Raw genomic sequence first — 15,180 nt, 5'->3', positions numbered from 1 at the left:
CGTCACAGGGCCGGAGCCTCCTTCAGCAGCGGGCCGCCCCAGCGGCTCTCCAGGGCCTTCTCGACCGCGGCGGCGACGCGGTAGCAGCGGTCGTCGCCCAGCACCGGCGCCATGATCTGCAGACCGACCGGCAGGCCGTCCTCGTCGGCCAGGCCGCACGGCACGGAGATCGCCGCGTTGCCCGCCAGGTTGGACGGGATCGTGCACAGGTCGGCGAGGTACATCGCCATCGGGTCGTCGGCCCGCTCGCCGATCGGGAACGCCGTCGTCGGCGTCGTCGGCGAGATCAGCACGTCCACCTGGTGGTAGGCGGCCTCGAACTCCCGCGCGATGACCGTGCGCACCTTCTGCGCCTGGCCGTAGTAGGCGTCGTAGTAGCCGCTCGACAGGGCGTACGTGCCGAGCATGATGCGCCGCTTGACCTCGGGGCCGAAGCCGGCGGCCCGGGTCAGCGCCATGACCTCCTCGGCGCTGCGGGTGCCGTCGTCGCCGACGCGCAGGCCGTAGCGCATGGCGTCGAAGCGCGCCAGGTTGGACGAGCACTCCGACGGCGCGATCAGGTAGTAGGCGGGCAGCGCCGTCGCGAACGACGGGCAGGAGATCTCGACGACCTTGGCGCCGAGCGACTCCAGCAGCGCCACCGCCTCGTTGAAGCGGGCCTGCACGCCCGGCTGGAAGCCCTCGCCGCCGAACTCCTTGACCACGCCGACCCGCAGGCCCGCCACGTCGCCCTGCCGGGCCGCCTCCACCACGGAGGGCACCGGCGCGTCGATGGAGGTCGAGTCGAGCGGGTCGTGCCCGGAGAACGCCTCGTGCAGCAGCGCCGCGTCGAGCACGTTGCGGGCGAACGGGCCCGGCGTGTCGAGCGAGCTGGCGAAGGCGATCAGGCCGTACCGGGACGAGCCGCCGTAGGTCGGCTTCATGCCGACGATGCCGGTGACGGCTGCGGGCTGCCGGATCGAGCCGCCCGTGTCGGTGCCGGTGGACAGCGGCGCCTGGTACGCGGCGACGGCCGCGCTCGAACCACCCGACGAGCCGCCGGGGATCTTGTCCAGGTCCCACGGGTTGCGGGTCGGGCCGTAGGCGGAGTTCTCCGTGGAGGAGCCCATCGCGAACTCGTCCAGGTTGGTCTTGCCCAGGATGACCAGCCCGGCCTCGCGCAGGCGGCGCGTCACGGTCGCGTCGTACGGCGGGCGCCAGCCTTCGAGGATCCTGGACGCGGCCGTGGTCGGCATGTCACGGGTGGTGAAGATGTCCTTGTGCGCGATCGGCACGCCGGCCAGCGGGCCGAGCCGCTCACCGGAGCGCAGCCGCTCGTCGACGGCGCGCGCCTGGCCGAGCGTCACCTCCCGGTCGACGTGCAGGAACGCGTTGATCTTGGGCTCGACCTCGGCGATGCGGTCGAGGTGCGCCTCGGCCACCTCGACGGCCGACACCTCACCGGCCGCGACCAGCGCGCCGAGCTCGGCGGCGCTCTTCTGGATCAAGCTCATGCCTCCTCCCCGAGGATGCGCGGCACCCGGAAGCGGTCGTCCTCGACGGCGGGGGCGCCGGAGAGCGCCTGCTCGGGCGTCAGGGACTGTCGCACCTCGTCGGCACGGAAGACATTGGTCAGCGGGAGCGCGTGCGACGACGGCGGCACGTCCTCGGCGGCGACCTCGGCGACCTTCGCGACCGACTCGATGATGGCATCGAGCTGCGTGGCGTAGTGGTCGAGCTCGTCGTCGGTGAGCGCCAGCCTGGACAACCGGGCCAGGTGCGCGACCTCGTCGCGGGTTATGGCGGACATGAGTCGTTGAACCCGTTTCGTGGATGGAGTTTGGACACTCACATCCTAGGGGCCGTGACGGAACGCCTCCGAACCATTGACACCCTGGCAACAGACCCGGACCGGGTGCATGATCCACGTAGCGGGTCTACATGTCCGGGAGCGCCGATGGATCGCAGGACTCGGAAGTGGTTCGTGCTCACCCTGCTCGGCATGGTGGCCCTGTTGGCGGCCGGCGTCCTGACGGCCTTCCTGACCGTCTCCACCATCTCCTTCGAGGCCCGCGCCGCCAGGAACGAGGGCGTCCCGGGGACATTCACCGCGAAGGAGCAGCATTGCCGGCACGGCTCCTGCTCCTGGCACGGAGCCTTCGCGTCGGCCGACGGCCGGGAGACCAGGGACTACACCATCATGCGCGACCTCAGCTTCTCGGTCGTCCCGGGAGACCGGGTGCCGGCGATCGACGTCGGCGATGGGGCGGAGGTGTACCACCCTGGCAGTTTCGACTACAGGTTCGCCGTCATGGTGGTGCTCACCACTCTCGGGTGGCCGGCGCTGGCCATCTGGCCGGCCCGGCGGGCGCTGGAGATCTGGCGCGCCCGCTCGCTCACGCCGTCTGGGTGACCTCGGGCCGGTATCCGTACTCGATGGCCGACGAGGGCTCGAAGCGGTCGCGCAGCCACGTCGTGGCGTCGGCCGGGGACATCGGCTTGCCGAACAGCCAGCCCTGACCCAGGTCGCACCCCATCTCGGCCAGCCGCAGCGCCGCCGCGTCCGTCTCGACGCCCTCGGCGACCGAGCGCAGCCCGAGCGAGCGGACCAGGTCGACGATGGAGCGGACGATCCGCGCGTCGTCCTCGGACTCGGCGATGCGCCGCACGAACGACGCGTCGATCTTGACCTCGGAGATGGCCAGCCGCTGGAGCCGGATGAGCGAGGAGTAGCCGGTGCCGAAGTCGTCGAGCGCGAGCGGCACTCCCAGCGCGGCCAGTGCCTTGATCGCCTCGTGCTGGTAGGCCTGGTCGCCCATGAGGATGCGCTCGGTGACCTCCAGCTGGATGGCCGCCGGCGGGAGCTGGTACTTGGCCAGCCCCAGCTCCAGTTGCTCCGGCAGCGCCGAGTCGAGCAGGTCGCGGGCGGAGATGTTGACCGAGACCCGTACCGGCAGGCCCGTGTGCCACCATCGGGCGGCCTGCTCCAGCGCGCTGTCGATGACGTACGCGGTGAGCTGGCGCATCAGGTACGACTGCTCGGCCAGCGGGATGAACTCCGACGGCGCGATCGGCCCGTGCACCGGGTGCCGCCAGCGCAGCAGCGCCTCGACCCCGTGGACCGCGCCGTCGGCCAGGCTGACCTTGGGCTGGTAGTGCAGCCGCAGCTCGCCGTTGTCGACGGCGCGGCGCAGGTCGCCGAGCAGGTTGAGGCGCTCGGGCGAGTTGCGGTCCTTGTTGGGCTGGTAGAGCTCCACGCCCGTACGGCCCTCCTTGGCGAGGTACATGGCCACGTCGGCGCGTTGCAGCAGCAGCTCGAAGTCGGGGGCGTGGTCGGGGTAGAGGGCGATGCCGACCGAGCCGTCGAGGTCGAACGTCATCCCCTCCAGGCGGACGGGCTCGGTCAGGGCCGCCCGCAGCCGGGACGCCACCTCGCGCGCCGCGTGGGCGTCTCGGATCGAGGGCAGGAGCACGGCGAACTCGTCGCCGCCCAGCCTGGCCACCACGTCGCCGGGCCGTACGGAGTGGGTCAGCCGGTGGGCCACCATCTGGAGCAGCCGGTCGCCCACCGGGTGCCCCATGGTGTCGTTGACCTCCTTGAACCGGTCGAGGTCCAGCAGGAACAGGCCGACCCGCTCGTCCTGGCGGGCCTCGGCCAGCGCCTCCTCGGTGCTGACGATGAGCATCTTGCGGTTGGGCAGCCCGGTCAGCTCGTCGTGCAGCGCCTGGTGGTCGCGCCGCATCGACAGCGTCGCGGTGAAGTAGACGGCGGCCAGCGGCGCCACGAACAGCGGCACCATCTCGGGCGCCTGGCTCATGACGACCACGACCAGCGGCGCGAGGCCGAGCAGCCCCGCGTACACCAGGCTCTGCGGGCCGATCGAGGCCCTGATCACGCGCACGATCGACCGGCGCTCGTGCAGGGCGACGGCGCCGCTGACCAGCGCGGCCCGCACGGCGAAGTAGGCGACGCCCGCGATGCCGATGGCGGGCAGGTCGGCCCCTTCCGGCACCCACGGCTGAGCCGGGCTCGGCACGATCCCGAACACGCCCAGCACCACGGCGGCGGCGGTCAGCGCGAGCGTCGACTGCGCGGTGTTGAACATCACCCGATGCCAGGCCCGGCGCGTCACCACCCCGTTGATCGCGACGGCCACGCACTGCGTGATCACCGCCACGGGCAGACCGAAGTGCAGCAGCACGGCGAAGGTGAACATCGTCGAGGGATACGTGCCGCCGACCAGGGCCGCCGAGGACACCATCACGGGCCGCAGCTCCCCCAGGATGACCAGCACGGCCAGCACCCAGAACAGGGACGTGCGGGCGAGCTCCACCATCGGCCCCACGTCCAGCCGGAGCAGGGACACGGCGAGGGCGGTGAAGCCGATCACGGTGACGCCCGCGAGGTACGCCCACAGGGGCGTGCCGACGCGTGGTCCTGTGTCGCGGGTGTCGGTTGGGTCAGTCATCGGTAAACAGAACCCCCATCAGGTCACTATGGGAGGGTACGACCTTTACCCCACTTCGCGAAACCAACCGCGTACGTTCCGTCACTTCTCCTATCGGACATATGCCCGGAAAGCACACTGTGTAGACAGCATATCGACGCTCTGTACCTGCGCGGCGACTTTCAGCCCTTTTGCTACCCCTAGATGTGATCTGTTCTTCCGCCGGGCGTGTCGCGCCCACCGCAACCCGGCACCGCGCGGGGTCGAGAGGCACGCGGGGAGGAACTCTGGGCGGCGGAGCCTGCGGGAGCGGTCCTGGCCCACGGAACTCCTGGGAGCGGTGATCCACGCGCGGAACGCGTGGGACGATGCCGGGGCGCGAAGCCGGGGGCCCGAACGGACCTCGGACCCGAACGCCCAGGCCAGACCCGCCGCCCCCAGTGGACCTCAAAGGCGGGTGTGGCGCCTATGCCTCCGGCTGGACCGCCACCTTGGCCGCCTCCTCCGGGCCGTCCTTGAGGAGGGTCTCGAAGCCCGCCTCGTCCAGGATCGGCACCCCCAGGCTGACCGCCTTGTCGTACTTCGACCCGGCGTTCTCCCCCACGACGACGAACGCGGTCTTCTTGGAGACCGAGCCCGCCACCTTGCCGCCCCGGCTGGTGATCGCCTCGGCCGCCGTGTCGCGGGTGTAGCCCTCCAGCGTGCCCGTCACCACGAACGTGAGCCCGTCGAGGATCTGCGGCCCCTTCTCCGGCGCCGGCTCGTCCTCCATGCGGACCCCCGCCGCGCGCCAGCGCTCGACGATCTCGCGGTGCCAGTCGACCTGGAACCACTCCCGGATCACCGCGGCCGTGCGCGGCCCGATGTCCTTGACCGCGGCCAGCTCCTCCTCCGAGGCGTTCATGATGGCGTCCATCGAGCGCATCTCGCGGGCGAGGAGCTGGGCGGTGGGCGGGCCGATGTGGCGGATCGACAGCGCCACGAGCACCCGCCACAGCGGCACCTGCTTGGCCTGCTCCAGCGACTCCATGAGCTTGACCGCGTTCTGGCTGGCCTCGCCGCTGAGGTTGGAGAAGAACGAGACGACCTTCTCCTCGCCCGTCTTCGGGTCGATCTTGGGCAGGCCGCTGTCCATGTCGCGGACCACGGAGCGGATCGGGATGAGCTGGTCGAGCGTCAGGTCGAACAGGTCGGCCTCGGTGCGCACCACCGGCTCCTGCGGCGGCAGCGGCTGGCTGAGCGCGGTGGCCGCGACGTAGCCGAGGCCGTCGATGTCGAGGGCGTTGCGCCCGGCCGCGAAGTAGAGGCGCTCGCGGATCTGCGCGGGACAGCTTCGCGCGTTGGGGCAGCGCAGGTCGGCGTCGCCCTCGCGCTCGTAGGCCAGCTCGGTGCCGCACTCGGGGCAGTGCGTGGGCATGACGAACTCCCGCTCGGAGCCGTCGCGCAGCGCCGTCACCGGCCCGACGATCTCGGGGATGACGTCGCCCGCCTTGCGCAGCACCACGGTGTCGCCGATGAGCACGCCCTTCTTGACCACGATCGCGGCGTTGTGCAGGGTGGCCCGCTCGACCGTGGACCCGGCCACGGACACCGGCTCCATCACCGCGAACGGCGTGACCCGGCCCGTGCGGCCGACGCCGACCTGGATGTCGAGGAGCTTGGTGTTGACCTCCTCCGGCGGGTACTTGTAGGCGATGGCCCAGCGCGGCGCCCGCGAGGTGGAGCCCAGCTCCCGCTGGAGCCGGAAGTCGTCGACCTTGACGACCACGCCGTCGATCTCGTACGCGGGGTCGTGCCGGTGCACGTGGTAGTGCTCGATGAACTCGTCGACCTCGGCCGGGCTGCCCACGACCCGGTACAGGTCGCTCACCGGCAGCCCCAGCTCGCGCAGCCGCTCGTACATCTCGGACTGCGTGCGCGGCGGGGTGGCGCCCTCCCAGACGCCGACCCCGTGGACGATCATGCGCAGCGGGCGCTGGGCGGTGATGCGCGGGTCCTTCTGCCGCAGGGTGCCGGCCGCCGAGTTGCGCGGGTTGGCGAACGGCGGCTTGCCCTGCTCGACGAGCTGCTCGTTGAGCGTCTTGAAGTCGGCGACCGGGATGTAGACCTCGCCGCGCACCTCGACCAGGCTGGGCACGTCGTCGCCCTTGAGCCGGTGGGGCACGCCCTTGATGGTGCGGACGTTGGCCGTCACGTCGTCGCCGGTGCGGCCGTCGCCGCGCGTCGCGCCGCGCTCCAGCTTGCCGTCACGGTAGATCAGCGCCACCGCGAGCCCGTCGATCTTGAGCTCCACGAGGTAGGGAGCGGGGTCGCGCTCGGCGAGCCGCTCGGCGCGCGCCTGCCAGGCCGCCATGTCCTCGGCGTCGAAGGCGTTGTCGAGGCTCTCCATGCGGGCGAGGTGCTGCACCTTGGCGAAGTCGCCCGAGACCGGCGCACCCACCTTCTGGGTCGGCGAGTCGGGCGTCTGGAGCGAGGGATGCGCCTCCTCCAGCGCCAGCAGCTCGTTGAACCAGGCGTCGAACTGGGCGTCGCTGACCGTGGGCTGGTCGAGCACGTAGTAGCGCCAGCGCGCCTCCTCCACCAGCTCCGACAGCTCCGCATGGCGCTTCAGCGCCTCCACCGGCACGCCCCCGGCTTCGGTGTTCGGCTCGCTCACGCCGGACTCCTTCCTCTTACGACCCCTGGGAGAACGCTATCGCCGGGCACCGACAAGATTGGCCAGGTGAGAGGTCATCCGGCGGCCCCCGCCTCCGGATCCTCGCTGAGCACGCGGGCCGCCTTGCGGCAGGCCGCCAGGGCCACCCTCGCGTACGCCGGGGAGGCGCCGGCCAGCCCGCACGACGGCGTCAGCACGACCTGCTCCGCCAGCCGCTCGGCCGCGAACCCGAGGCGGCGCCACAGCTCCAGCGCGGGCTTGGCGACGACGCCCACGTCCGGCAGCCGTGTGTCGGTGCCGGGCACCACGCCGAGGAACAGCAGCAGCCCCGCCTCCACGGCCTCGCCGACCGCGTCCTCGTCGCGCCGCCGGACGAGGGAGGCGTCCACGGAGACGCCGCGCACGCCCGCTCTGCGCAGCACGTCGTACGGCACGGACGGCGCGCAGCAGTGGACGATCGGCGACGGGAACGCGCGCAGCGACTCCTCCACCCGCCACTCCTCCACGGCGGGCAGCCGCCCGAAGCCCGAGGCGGTCGGCACGGTGCCGGCCAGCACCCCCGGCAGGCCCGGCTCGTCGAGCTGGAGCACCACCTCGGTGACGCCGGGCAGCCGCCGTCGCACCTCCGCGACGTGGTCGGCCACCCCCTGCGCGAGGGACTCGGCCAGGTCGCGCACCGCGCCGTGGTCGGACAGCACCTTGTCGCCGTGGCGCAGCTCCAGCGCCCCGGCCAGCGTCCACGGGCCGCACACCTGCACCTTCAGCGGCCCCTCGTAGGCGTGCCCGACCTCCTCCAGGCCGTCGAGGTCACGCCTGAGGTGGTCGACGGCCCGCTGGTGGTCGCGCCCCGGCCGCCCGGTCAGCCGCCATCCGGACGGCTGCACCTCCACCGGCAGGTCGATCAGCAGGCCCGCCGTACGGCCGATCATGTCGGCGCCCACGCCCCGCCCGGGCAGCTCCGGCAGGTACGGCAGCCCCGGCACTTCGCCGAACACGACCCGCGCCGCCTCAAGGTGATCCTGGCCGGGATGCGACCCGACCCCGGTGGCTTCCCACGTCAACATGGGACAAGCGTAGGCTCTCCAAGATGAGGCTCATCAAGTACGGCCACGCGTGCTGGCGGCTGGAGAAGGACGGCAAGGTCCTCGTCATCGACCCGGGGATCTTCAGCGAGGCCGAGGCTCTGGACGGCGCCGACGCGGTGCTCATCACGCACCAGCACGCCGACCACCTCGACCCCGACCGCTTGCGGTCCGCGCCCGCCGACCTGGAGGTCTGGACGTGCGAGGCGGTCGCCGGTGAGCTGGCGGAGGTGCCGGTCAAGGTGCAGACGGTGCGCCACGGCGACGCGTTCGAGGTGGCGGGGTTCGGGGTGCGGGCGTTCGGCGAGTGGCACGCGGCGAACCATCCCGACATGTCGGTCGTGGAGAACGTCGGGTTCCTGATCGACGACGAGGTGTTCTACCCGGGTGACGCGCTGACGGTGCCCGGGGTGGAGGTGCCGACGCTGCTGGTGCCCACCACGGCGCCGTGGCTGAGGCTGCCGGACATGGTCGAGTACCTGCGCACGATCCGGCCGGCGCGGGCGTACTCGACGCATGACGCGCTGTACAGCGAGGTGGGGCTGGGGCTGCTGGACACCTGGCTCAAGCTGGAGGCCGACAAGCAGGGCGCCGACATCCGGCGCGTCCCCGCCGGCGGGTCGGTCGACCTGGCCTGACGCGCCGCGCTCCTGACGCTTCTCCCAGCTCCTCCGGGCCGTCCGTCCGCGAAGGGCGGGCGGGTCCGGAGGAGAACGGAAGGGACCTGGGAGTGGTCAGGCCGCGTGGGTGATCGTGGCGCTGCCGACGACGGTCGCGCCCGAGTAGAGCACCGCGGCCTGCCCCGCGGCGACGCCCGTGGCCGGCCGGTCGAGCTCGATGCGCAGCCCCTCGCCGGTCTCCTCGAAGCGGCACCCGTACACCTCGCCGTGCGCGCGCAGCTGGACGGTCAGGTCGTCGAGGCTCGACGGGCCGTTCCAGACCGGACGGCCGCACGTGATCGTCGTGACCTCCAGCGCCGAGCGCGGCCCCACGGTGACGGTGTTGGACACCGGCTCGATGGACAGCACGTAACGCGGCCTGCCGTCGGCGGCCGGCCGGTCGATGCGCAGGCCCTTGCGCTGGCCCACCGTGAACCCGTGGGCCCCCTGGTGGCTGCCCACGACCTCGCCCGACTGGTCGACGATCGGCCCCTCGGCGGCGCCGAGCCGCTCGGCCAGGAAGCCCCGGGTGTCGCCGTCGGCGATGAAGCAGATGTCGTGGCTGTCGGGCTTGTCGGCGACGGTCAGGCCGCGCCGGGCCGCCTCCTCGCGCACCTCGGCCTTGGTGGAGTCGCCCAGCGGGAAGATCGCGTGGCTGAGCTGCTCGCGGGTGAGCACGCCCAGCACGTACGACTGGTCCTTGGCCTGGTCGACGCTGCGCGAGAGCACGCCGTCGACGAGCCTGGCGTGGTGGCCGGTCGCCACGGCGTCGAACCCGAGCGCCAGCGCCCGGTCGAGCACCGCCGCGAACTTGATCTTCTCGTTGCACCGTAGGCACGGGTTGGGCGTGCGGCCCGCGGCGTACTCGGCGACGAAGTCCTCGACCACGTCGCGCTGGAAGCGCTCGGCCATGTCCCAGATGTAGAACGGGATGCCGATCACGTCGGCGGCGCGGCGCGCGTCACGCGAGTCCTCGATCGTGCAGCAGCCCCGGGCGCCCGTGCGGTGGGATTGGGGGTTGGCCGACAGGGCGAGATGGACACCGGTGACATCGTGACCGGCCTCGGCGATCCGCGCGGCGGCCACGGCTGAGTCGACGCCGCCCGACATGGCGGCAAGCACACGCAATCCCATGACGTTCCAAGCGTACTGTCCGATGGAGAGTGGGCCTCGCGCCCGGTGCGGCCCGGAGGGCTCGGCGGCATGCCGCGGCACGGCCACATCCTGGGGCCCCGGGCCGGGGTGAGGGCGCGAGCACGCGCGCGGTCTGGAAGGATTCACGGCTATGCGACTGTTCGGGCGCCAGAACGGCGAGGACGGCACCGGCGGGCACGGGACGGGCGGGCCGGGTGACCGCGTGTCCGCGTTCTGGGCGTGGTGGCAGCAGGCGCGGCCCCGCGTCGACTCCCTGGTCGCCGCCGACGACATCCTCGGCTTCGGGCAACTGGTCGACGGCGCCGTGCTGGCGCTCCACCCCGACCTGAAGTGGGAGCTCGCCCCCGGCAAGGAGGCGGCGCACGCCCTGGTGGTGACCGCCGCGGGCGACGCCGAGCTGCGGCCGCTGGCCCACCGCTGGGCCGCGGCGGCGCCGGAGGGCGACCTGCTGTGGGAGTTCCACCCGTCGCGGCAGGCCGACCCGCGGGCGACGGAGCGCACGGTCAACGTGGACGGGGAAACGTTCAAGCTGGACAAGCTGACGCTCGGGCTGCGTGTGCCGCGCGACGGCTCGCGCGTCGACGTGTCGGCCTACCATCCCGCCTTCGCCGACCTCGACGAGGACGACCGGCTGGAGGGGACTCTGATCGCCCTCGACTGGCTGCTGGGCGAGGACGAGGTGGCCCGCTGGGTGGGTGAGATCACCCCGGTGACGTTCGAGCCGATCGACGCGGTGGCCGCCGCGCACCTGCCGGCCGTGGTGGCCGACCTGGCCGCGGACCTCGCGCCCGGCGCGGGCGAGGAGCAGTGGGCGCTGCTGGAGGGCCGGACGGGCCGCGGCGCGCCGCTGACGGCGACCGCCCGCCATCCGCTGCGGCCGGTGGACCATCCGCTGTTCGACCGGCACGTGGAGATCACGCTGCCGTACCGGCACCGCGACGAGGGCGGCCTGCCCGCGGGCGACTCGCTCGCCGCGCTGCGCGCCTTCGAGGAGCGGCTGTCGGCCGGGCTGCTCGACCGGCGGGAGACGGCCCTGCTGGCCGCCCACGTGAGCGCCGAGGGCCTACGGGTCTTCCACGTGTACGCCGACCCGGAAGGCGACGCCGCCGCCTGGGCCAAGGAGCTGGCCAAGGGGTGGAACGAGGGCAAGGCGCGGGTGGCGGTGACGGAGGACCCGGCCTGGACCGCGGTCGCCCCCTTCCTCACCTGACCGCCCAAAGCCCGGGAAGCGCAGGGAGGCGCCGGAGGGTCGGCGGTCAGCTCAAGCCGGCGCGGCGGGCACGTTCGACGGCCGCCGGCAGCACCTCGACGAGCCGGTCCACGTCGTCGCGCGTCGAGGTGTGTCCCAGCGAGAACCTGAGGGAGCCGCGCGCCGACACCGCGTCGGCGCCCATGGCCAGCAGCACGTGGGACGGCTGCGCCACACCCGCCGAGCAGGCCGAACCGGTCGAGCACTCCACGCCCTTGGCGTCGAGCAGCATGAGCAGCGCGTCGCCCTCGCAGCCGGGGAACGAGAAGTGGGCGTTGCCCGGCAGCCGTTCGGCGGGGTCGCCGTTGAGCACCACGTCGGGCACCGCCTGGCGGACCCGCCGGATGAGGTCGTCGCGCAGCTCCGCCAGCCGTAGCCGCTGGCTCTCCTGCTCCTTGACCGCGATCCGCACCGCGGCGGCGAAGCCCGCGATGGCGGGCGCGTCGAGCGTGCCGGAGCGCACGTCGCGCTCCTGCCCGCCGCCGTGCTGGACGGGAACCGGGGTCAGGCCGCGCGCCAGCAGCAGCGCGCCCACCCCGACGGGGCCGCCGGTCTTGTGGCCGCTGACGGTGACCGCGTCGGCCCCCGACGCGGCGAACGACACGGGGAGCTGGCCGACCGCCTGCACCGCGTCGGTGTGGAAGGGGATGCCGTGGTCGCGTGCCGCCGCGGCGAGCACGTGGATCGGCTGGACGGTGCCGACCTCGTTGTTGGCCCACATCACGCTGACCAGGGCGACGTCGTCCGGGTCGCGGTCGATCGCGGCGCGCAGCGCGTCGGGCCGGACGCGGCCGAGCTCGTCGACGGGCAGGAGCTCCACCTGGGCGCCCTGCGTGTCGGCCAGCCAGTGGGCCGGGTCGAGCACGCCGTGGTGCTCCACCGAGCTGACCAGGACGCGGCGGCGCGGGGCGCGCACCCAGTAGAGGCCCTTGACCGCGAGGTTGTCGGCCTCGGTGCCGCCGGAGGTGAAGACCACCTCGCTCGGCCGGGCGCCCAGCGCGTCGGCGATGCTCTCGCGCGCCTCCTCGACGACCCGGCGTGCCCGCCGGCCCGCCGCGTGCAGCGACGAGGCGTTGCCGACCTGACCGAGCTGCTCGGTCATGGCCTCGATCGCCTCGGGAAGCATCGGCGTGGTCGCAGCGTGATCAAGGTAGGCCGACGGTCTGCTCACCCGCCTAGGGTATCTCGTTTGCTACTGTACCGTCCGGACGGTACAGTAGAGGCATGAGACGGGACGAGTTGCTGGACGCCGCGGAGGATCTGCTCTGCGATCAGGGCTCGGCCGCGCTCACGCTCTCCGCCGTCGCCGACCGCGCGGGGGTGAGCAAAGGTGGCCTCCTCTACCACTTCGGCAGCAAGGAGGCCCTGATCAAGGGCATGGTCGAGCGTCTCATCGACGAGTTCGACCAGCTCATGGCCGCCCAGCCGGACGACACCTACACCGAGCGCTACATCGCCGCCACGCTGGCGGCCGTCCGCTCGGGCCGGCTGCGACGATGGGCCGTGGTCACCGGGGCGTCGGGCAACCTGTTCCTGCTGGCGCCGCTGCGCGAGGCCATGGCCCGCTGGCACCGCGAGGGGCTGGACGTAGAGCCCGACCCGCTCGCCTCCCAGGTGGTGCGCCTCGCGTGCGAGGGGCTCTGGGACGTGGCCAGCCACGACCCGGAGCTCAACACCGAGAGCGACCTGCGGGCCCTGGAGGCCCGCCTGCGCGCGCTGCTGAAACCTCCTCCGGCGCCGTAGATCCGCCCGAGGAGACCCGGCGGCGGCCCGAGGAATCGGGCGAGCCGTAAAGGCGGCGCCGGATGGAAATAAGGCGACCGACAGCGGTGTTGGAGGCTCTGGCCCGGGGATCAGCCCGGGCCGCGGCGGCCGGTGCGGGGACGCACGGCGCTCACCTCGCGTGGGCCCGTTTCCCCCGCGTTCCGGCCCATGGCCCCCTCACGGAGACAGGGCCCGCCGCGCCCACCAGGCGATCTCCGTGACCAGGCCGCGGCACCCCGCCGCGCCCCCCCCCCCCGGACGCCGGCCACGACCCGGCGGGCGTCCGCATGCCCCAGGACGCCGGCCCCCGCCGGCGCCCGTCCCCCTCCCCGAGGGCCGCGGCATCCCCGCCGCGCCCCACCGAGCCCCCAAGGGCGCCGGCCCCCGCCGCGCCCGACCCTCCCCCCAAGGGCGCCGGCCCCCGCCGGTGCCCGAACCCCCGAGAGGGTGCCGGCACCCCCGCCGGCGCCCCTCCCCCGACTTTTCGAATGACGTTCGTGACGCTCTGAGAGGTGCGCTGTGATGATGGCGAAGGACCTGCGGACGGCCCGGTACGGGGCCGTCCTGACGTTCGTGATGGCCGGCCTGATGGTGGGCACGATGACCGTGCGCATCCCGGCGTTGACCGACAAGCTGGGCCTGTCGGAGTCCGTCGTGGGCGCCATCCTGCTCGTCTGGGGCCTCGGCGCCCTGGTCACCATGCAGTCCATGCGCCGCGTCATGGCCCGCTTCGGGAGCAGGAGCGTCCTGCGCGTCGGCGGGCCGCTCACGGCGCTCGGCCTGGTGGGCGTGGCGTTCGCGCCGAACCTGCCGGTCCTCCTGGGCGCCGCCGCGTTCTTCGGCCTCGCGTTCGGCATGGTGGACATCGCGATGAACGCGCAGGGCTCCACCGTCGAGCGCGCCTACGGGCGTCCCCTGATGAACGGCATGCACGCGGGCTGGTGCGTCGGCGCCATCTCCGCGGGCGCGCTGGGCAGCCTGGCCATCGCGCTGGGCCTGTCCTTCACCGCGAACCTGGCGCTCGTCGGCCTGGTCTCCCTACCGGTGATGATCCTGGCCGGCCGCGCGTACCTCGCCGAGGCCCCCGCCCGCGAGGCCGGGACGGCCGCACGGCGCCGCATGCCGCCGATCGTCTACCTGCTGGGCGCGCTGATGTTCTTCGCGTTCATGGTCGAGGGCACGGTCGCCGACTGGAACGGCCTGTTCATGCGTGACACGCTGGGCGCGCCGGAGGCGGTGGCGGCGCTCGGCTATCCGGTGTTCGAGGTGGGCATGCTGATCGCCCGGCTGACCGGCGACCGGCTGCGGTCGCGGTTCGGAGTACGCGGCATGCTGACCGTGTCGGGGCTGGCAACGGCCGGGTTCTTCACGGTCGTGCTGGCGGCGCCCGCGCCGCTGATGGCGGTGCTCGCGATGTTCTTCGTCGGGCTCGGCGTGGCGACGATCTCGCCGATGACCCTGTCCCTCGCCGGCACCGCCACGGACAACCCCGGGCCGGCGATCGCCCAGGCCGGCGCCATGGGCTACGCGGGGCTGCTGCTCGGCCCGGTCGTGATCGGGTTCCTGTCGGACGCCACCTCGCTGCGTACCGCGCTCGGGCTCGCGGTGGTGCTCGGCCTGCTGATCACGCTGGCCGCACGCCTGCTGCCGCGCGAGGAGCCGGAGGCGGTCCGGGTACTGCCGGCGCGCGAGCGCGAGCGCGTCGAGGTCGCCGCCTGAGCCATCACGCCCTGGGCGTCACGCTCGGGGTGCCACGCGAACGGCGCCGCACGGATGACTCCGTGCGGCGCCGTTCCACGTCATCCGGGACGCCCTCGCGCCACTGGTGACGACTCCCCTGCCGACCGGCGGTCTTTCAGAGCGGACCGGACGCGACCGGCGACGATGACCGAATGACGTCCACCCCGACGACGCCATCAGCCGCTCTGGTCGAACAACTCCTTAAGAGACTGGACGGTCACCGCGCGAGTAGCCCAGCCCTCCAGCTGAGCGAGATCAGCACACGAAGAGATCCGTGCGCGCATGTCCTCCGGAACATGGAAGCCACGCGCGCCCAGCACAAGCATCAGCATCCTGGCCGCCTCTTCGGCTGCGCCCTCGGCTCGGCCTTCGTCGAGGCCACGGCCGTAGTGTTCGCGGGCGAAGGGGCTGTAGACGGGCCAGTCTGTGGACGTCATGATCTCCTCCA

Annotated in this window: 13 protein-coding genes; 5 read left to right on the top strand and 8 right to left on the bottom strand. The window is 72.8% G+C overall.

Annotated elements, in window-relative coordinates; all coding sequences use genetic code 11:
- Positions 1-2: 2 nt before the first annotated feature.
- Complete coding sequence (gene gatA, locus HT134_RS34805) at positions 3-1,493, bottom strand: Asp-tRNA(Asn)/Glu-tRNA(Gln) amidotransferase subunit GatA (RefSeq protein WP_175604722.1); 1,491 nt, start codon at positions 1,491-1,493, stop codon at positions 3-5.
- Entirely contained in the window at positions 1,490-1,789 is a 300-nt protein-coding gene (gene gatC, locus HT134_RS34800) for an Asp-tRNA(Asn)/Glu-tRNA(Gln) amidotransferase subunit GatC (protein WP_101787882.1), read from the bottom strand. The genes gatA and gatC overlap by 4 nt, the downstream gene beginning before the upstream one ends.
- Positions 1,790-1,936: 147 nt before the next feature.
- Here gatC and HT134_RS34795 point away from each other — a divergent pair, with 147 nt between their 5' ends.
- A complete protein-coding gene (locus tag HT134_RS34795; protein ID WP_175604721.1) occupies positions 1,937-2,392 on the top strand; it encodes a hypothetical protein in 456 nt (151 codons plus the stop codon).
- Here HT134_RS34795 and HT134_RS34790 read toward each other — a convergent pair.
- The 3 genes from HT134_RS34790 to HT134_RS34780 form a co-directional block, all read right to left on the bottom strand.
- Complete coding sequence (locus tag HT134_RS34790; protein ID WP_175604720.1) at positions 2,376-4,448, bottom strand: putative bifunctional diguanylate cyclase/phosphodiesterase; 2,073 nt, start codon at positions 4,446-4,448, stop codon at positions 2,376-2,378. The two genes, HT134_RS34795 and HT134_RS34790, sit on opposite strands and share 17 nt — an antisense overlap.
- A gap of 445 nt (positions 4,449-4,893) precedes the next feature.
- Entirely contained in the window at positions 4,894-7,083 is a 2,190-nt protein-coding gene (gene ligA, locus HT134_RS34785) for an NAD-dependent DNA ligase LigA (protein ID WP_175604719.1), read from the bottom strand.
- Positions 7,084-7,157: 74 nt separating this feature from the next.
- Positions 7,158-8,147 (bottom strand): methionine synthase, encoded by a 990-nt coding sequence (locus HT134_RS34780; RefSeq protein ID WP_175604718.1) that lies wholly within the window; start codon positions 8,145-8,147, stop codon positions 7,158-7,160.
- Positions 8,148-8,170: 23 nt separating this feature from the next.
- On the opposite strand from HT134_RS34780, the gene HT134_RS34775 reads away from it, so the two are divergent.
- Positions 8,171-8,803 (top strand): MBL fold metallo-hydrolase, encoded by a 633-nt coding sequence (locus HT134_RS34775; RefSeq protein WP_175604717.1) that lies wholly within the window; start codon positions 8,171-8,173, stop codon positions 8,801-8,803.
- 96 nt (positions 8,804-8,899) lie between these two features.
- Here HT134_RS34775 and mnmA read toward each other — a convergent pair whose 3' ends face one another.
- Positions 8,900-9,958 carry a tRNA 2-thiouridine(34) synthase MnmA gene (mnmA, locus tag HT134_RS34770; protein ID WP_175604716.1) on the bottom strand — a complete coding sequence of 353 codons (1,059 nt, stop codon included), beginning with the start codon at positions 9,956-9,958 and terminating at the stop codon, positions 8,900-8,902.
- A 151-nt stretch (positions 9,959-10,109) separates the two neighbouring features.
- On the opposite strand from mnmA, the gene HT134_RS34765 reads away from it, so the two are divergent.
- Positions 10,110-11,189, top strand: a complete 1,080-nt coding sequence (locus HT134_RS34765; protein WP_175604715.1) for a DUF695 domain-containing protein — start codon at positions 10,110-10,112, stop codon at positions 11,187-11,189.
- Between the two features lie 46 nt (positions 11,190-11,235).
- Here HT134_RS34765 and HT134_RS34760 read toward each other — a convergent pair whose 3' ends face one another.
- Positions 11,236-12,399 carry a cysteine desulfurase family protein gene (locus HT134_RS34760; protein ID WP_312888668.1) on the bottom strand — a complete coding sequence of 388 codons (1,164 nt, stop codon included), beginning with the start codon at positions 12,397-12,399 and terminating at the stop codon, positions 11,236-11,238.
- Positions 12,400-12,452: 53 nt separating this feature from the next.
- On the opposite strand from HT134_RS34760, the gene HT134_RS34755 reads away from it, so the two are divergent.
- Together HT134_RS34755 and HT134_RS34750 are read left to right on the top strand one after the other, a co-directional pair.
- A complete protein-coding gene (locus tag HT134_RS34755) occupies positions 12,453-12,971 on the top strand; it encodes a TetR/AcrR family transcriptional regulator (RefSeq protein ID WP_175604714.1) in 519 nt (172 codons plus the stop codon).
- 543 nt (positions 12,972-13,514) lie between these two features.
- Positions 13,515-14,711: an MFS transporter gene (locus tag HT134_RS34750; RefSeq protein ID WP_246366121.1), complete on the top strand. Its 1,197-nt coding sequence runs from the start codon at positions 13,515-13,517 to the stop codon at positions 14,709-14,711.
- Between the two features lie 197 nt (positions 14,712-14,908).
- Here the strand turns inward: HT134_RS34750 and HT134_RS34745 are convergent, their stop codons facing one another.
- Positions 14,909-15,169 carry a hypothetical protein gene (locus HT134_RS34745; RefSeq protein WP_175604713.1) on the bottom strand — a complete coding sequence of 87 codons (261 nt, stop codon included), beginning with the start codon at positions 15,167-15,169 and terminating at the stop codon, positions 14,909-14,911.
- Positions 15,170-15,180: the final 11 nt, after the last annotated feature.

It is taken from the genome of Nonomuraea rhodomycinica, assembly GCF_013363995.1.
Taxonomy (GTDB): domain Bacteria; phylum Actinomycetota; class Actinomycetes; order Streptosporangiales; family Streptosporangiaceae; genus Nonomuraea; species Nonomuraea rhodomycinica.
The sequence above is the reverse complement of the archived record's forward strand: the minus strand, read 5'-3'. Positions and strand labels throughout refer to the sequence as shown.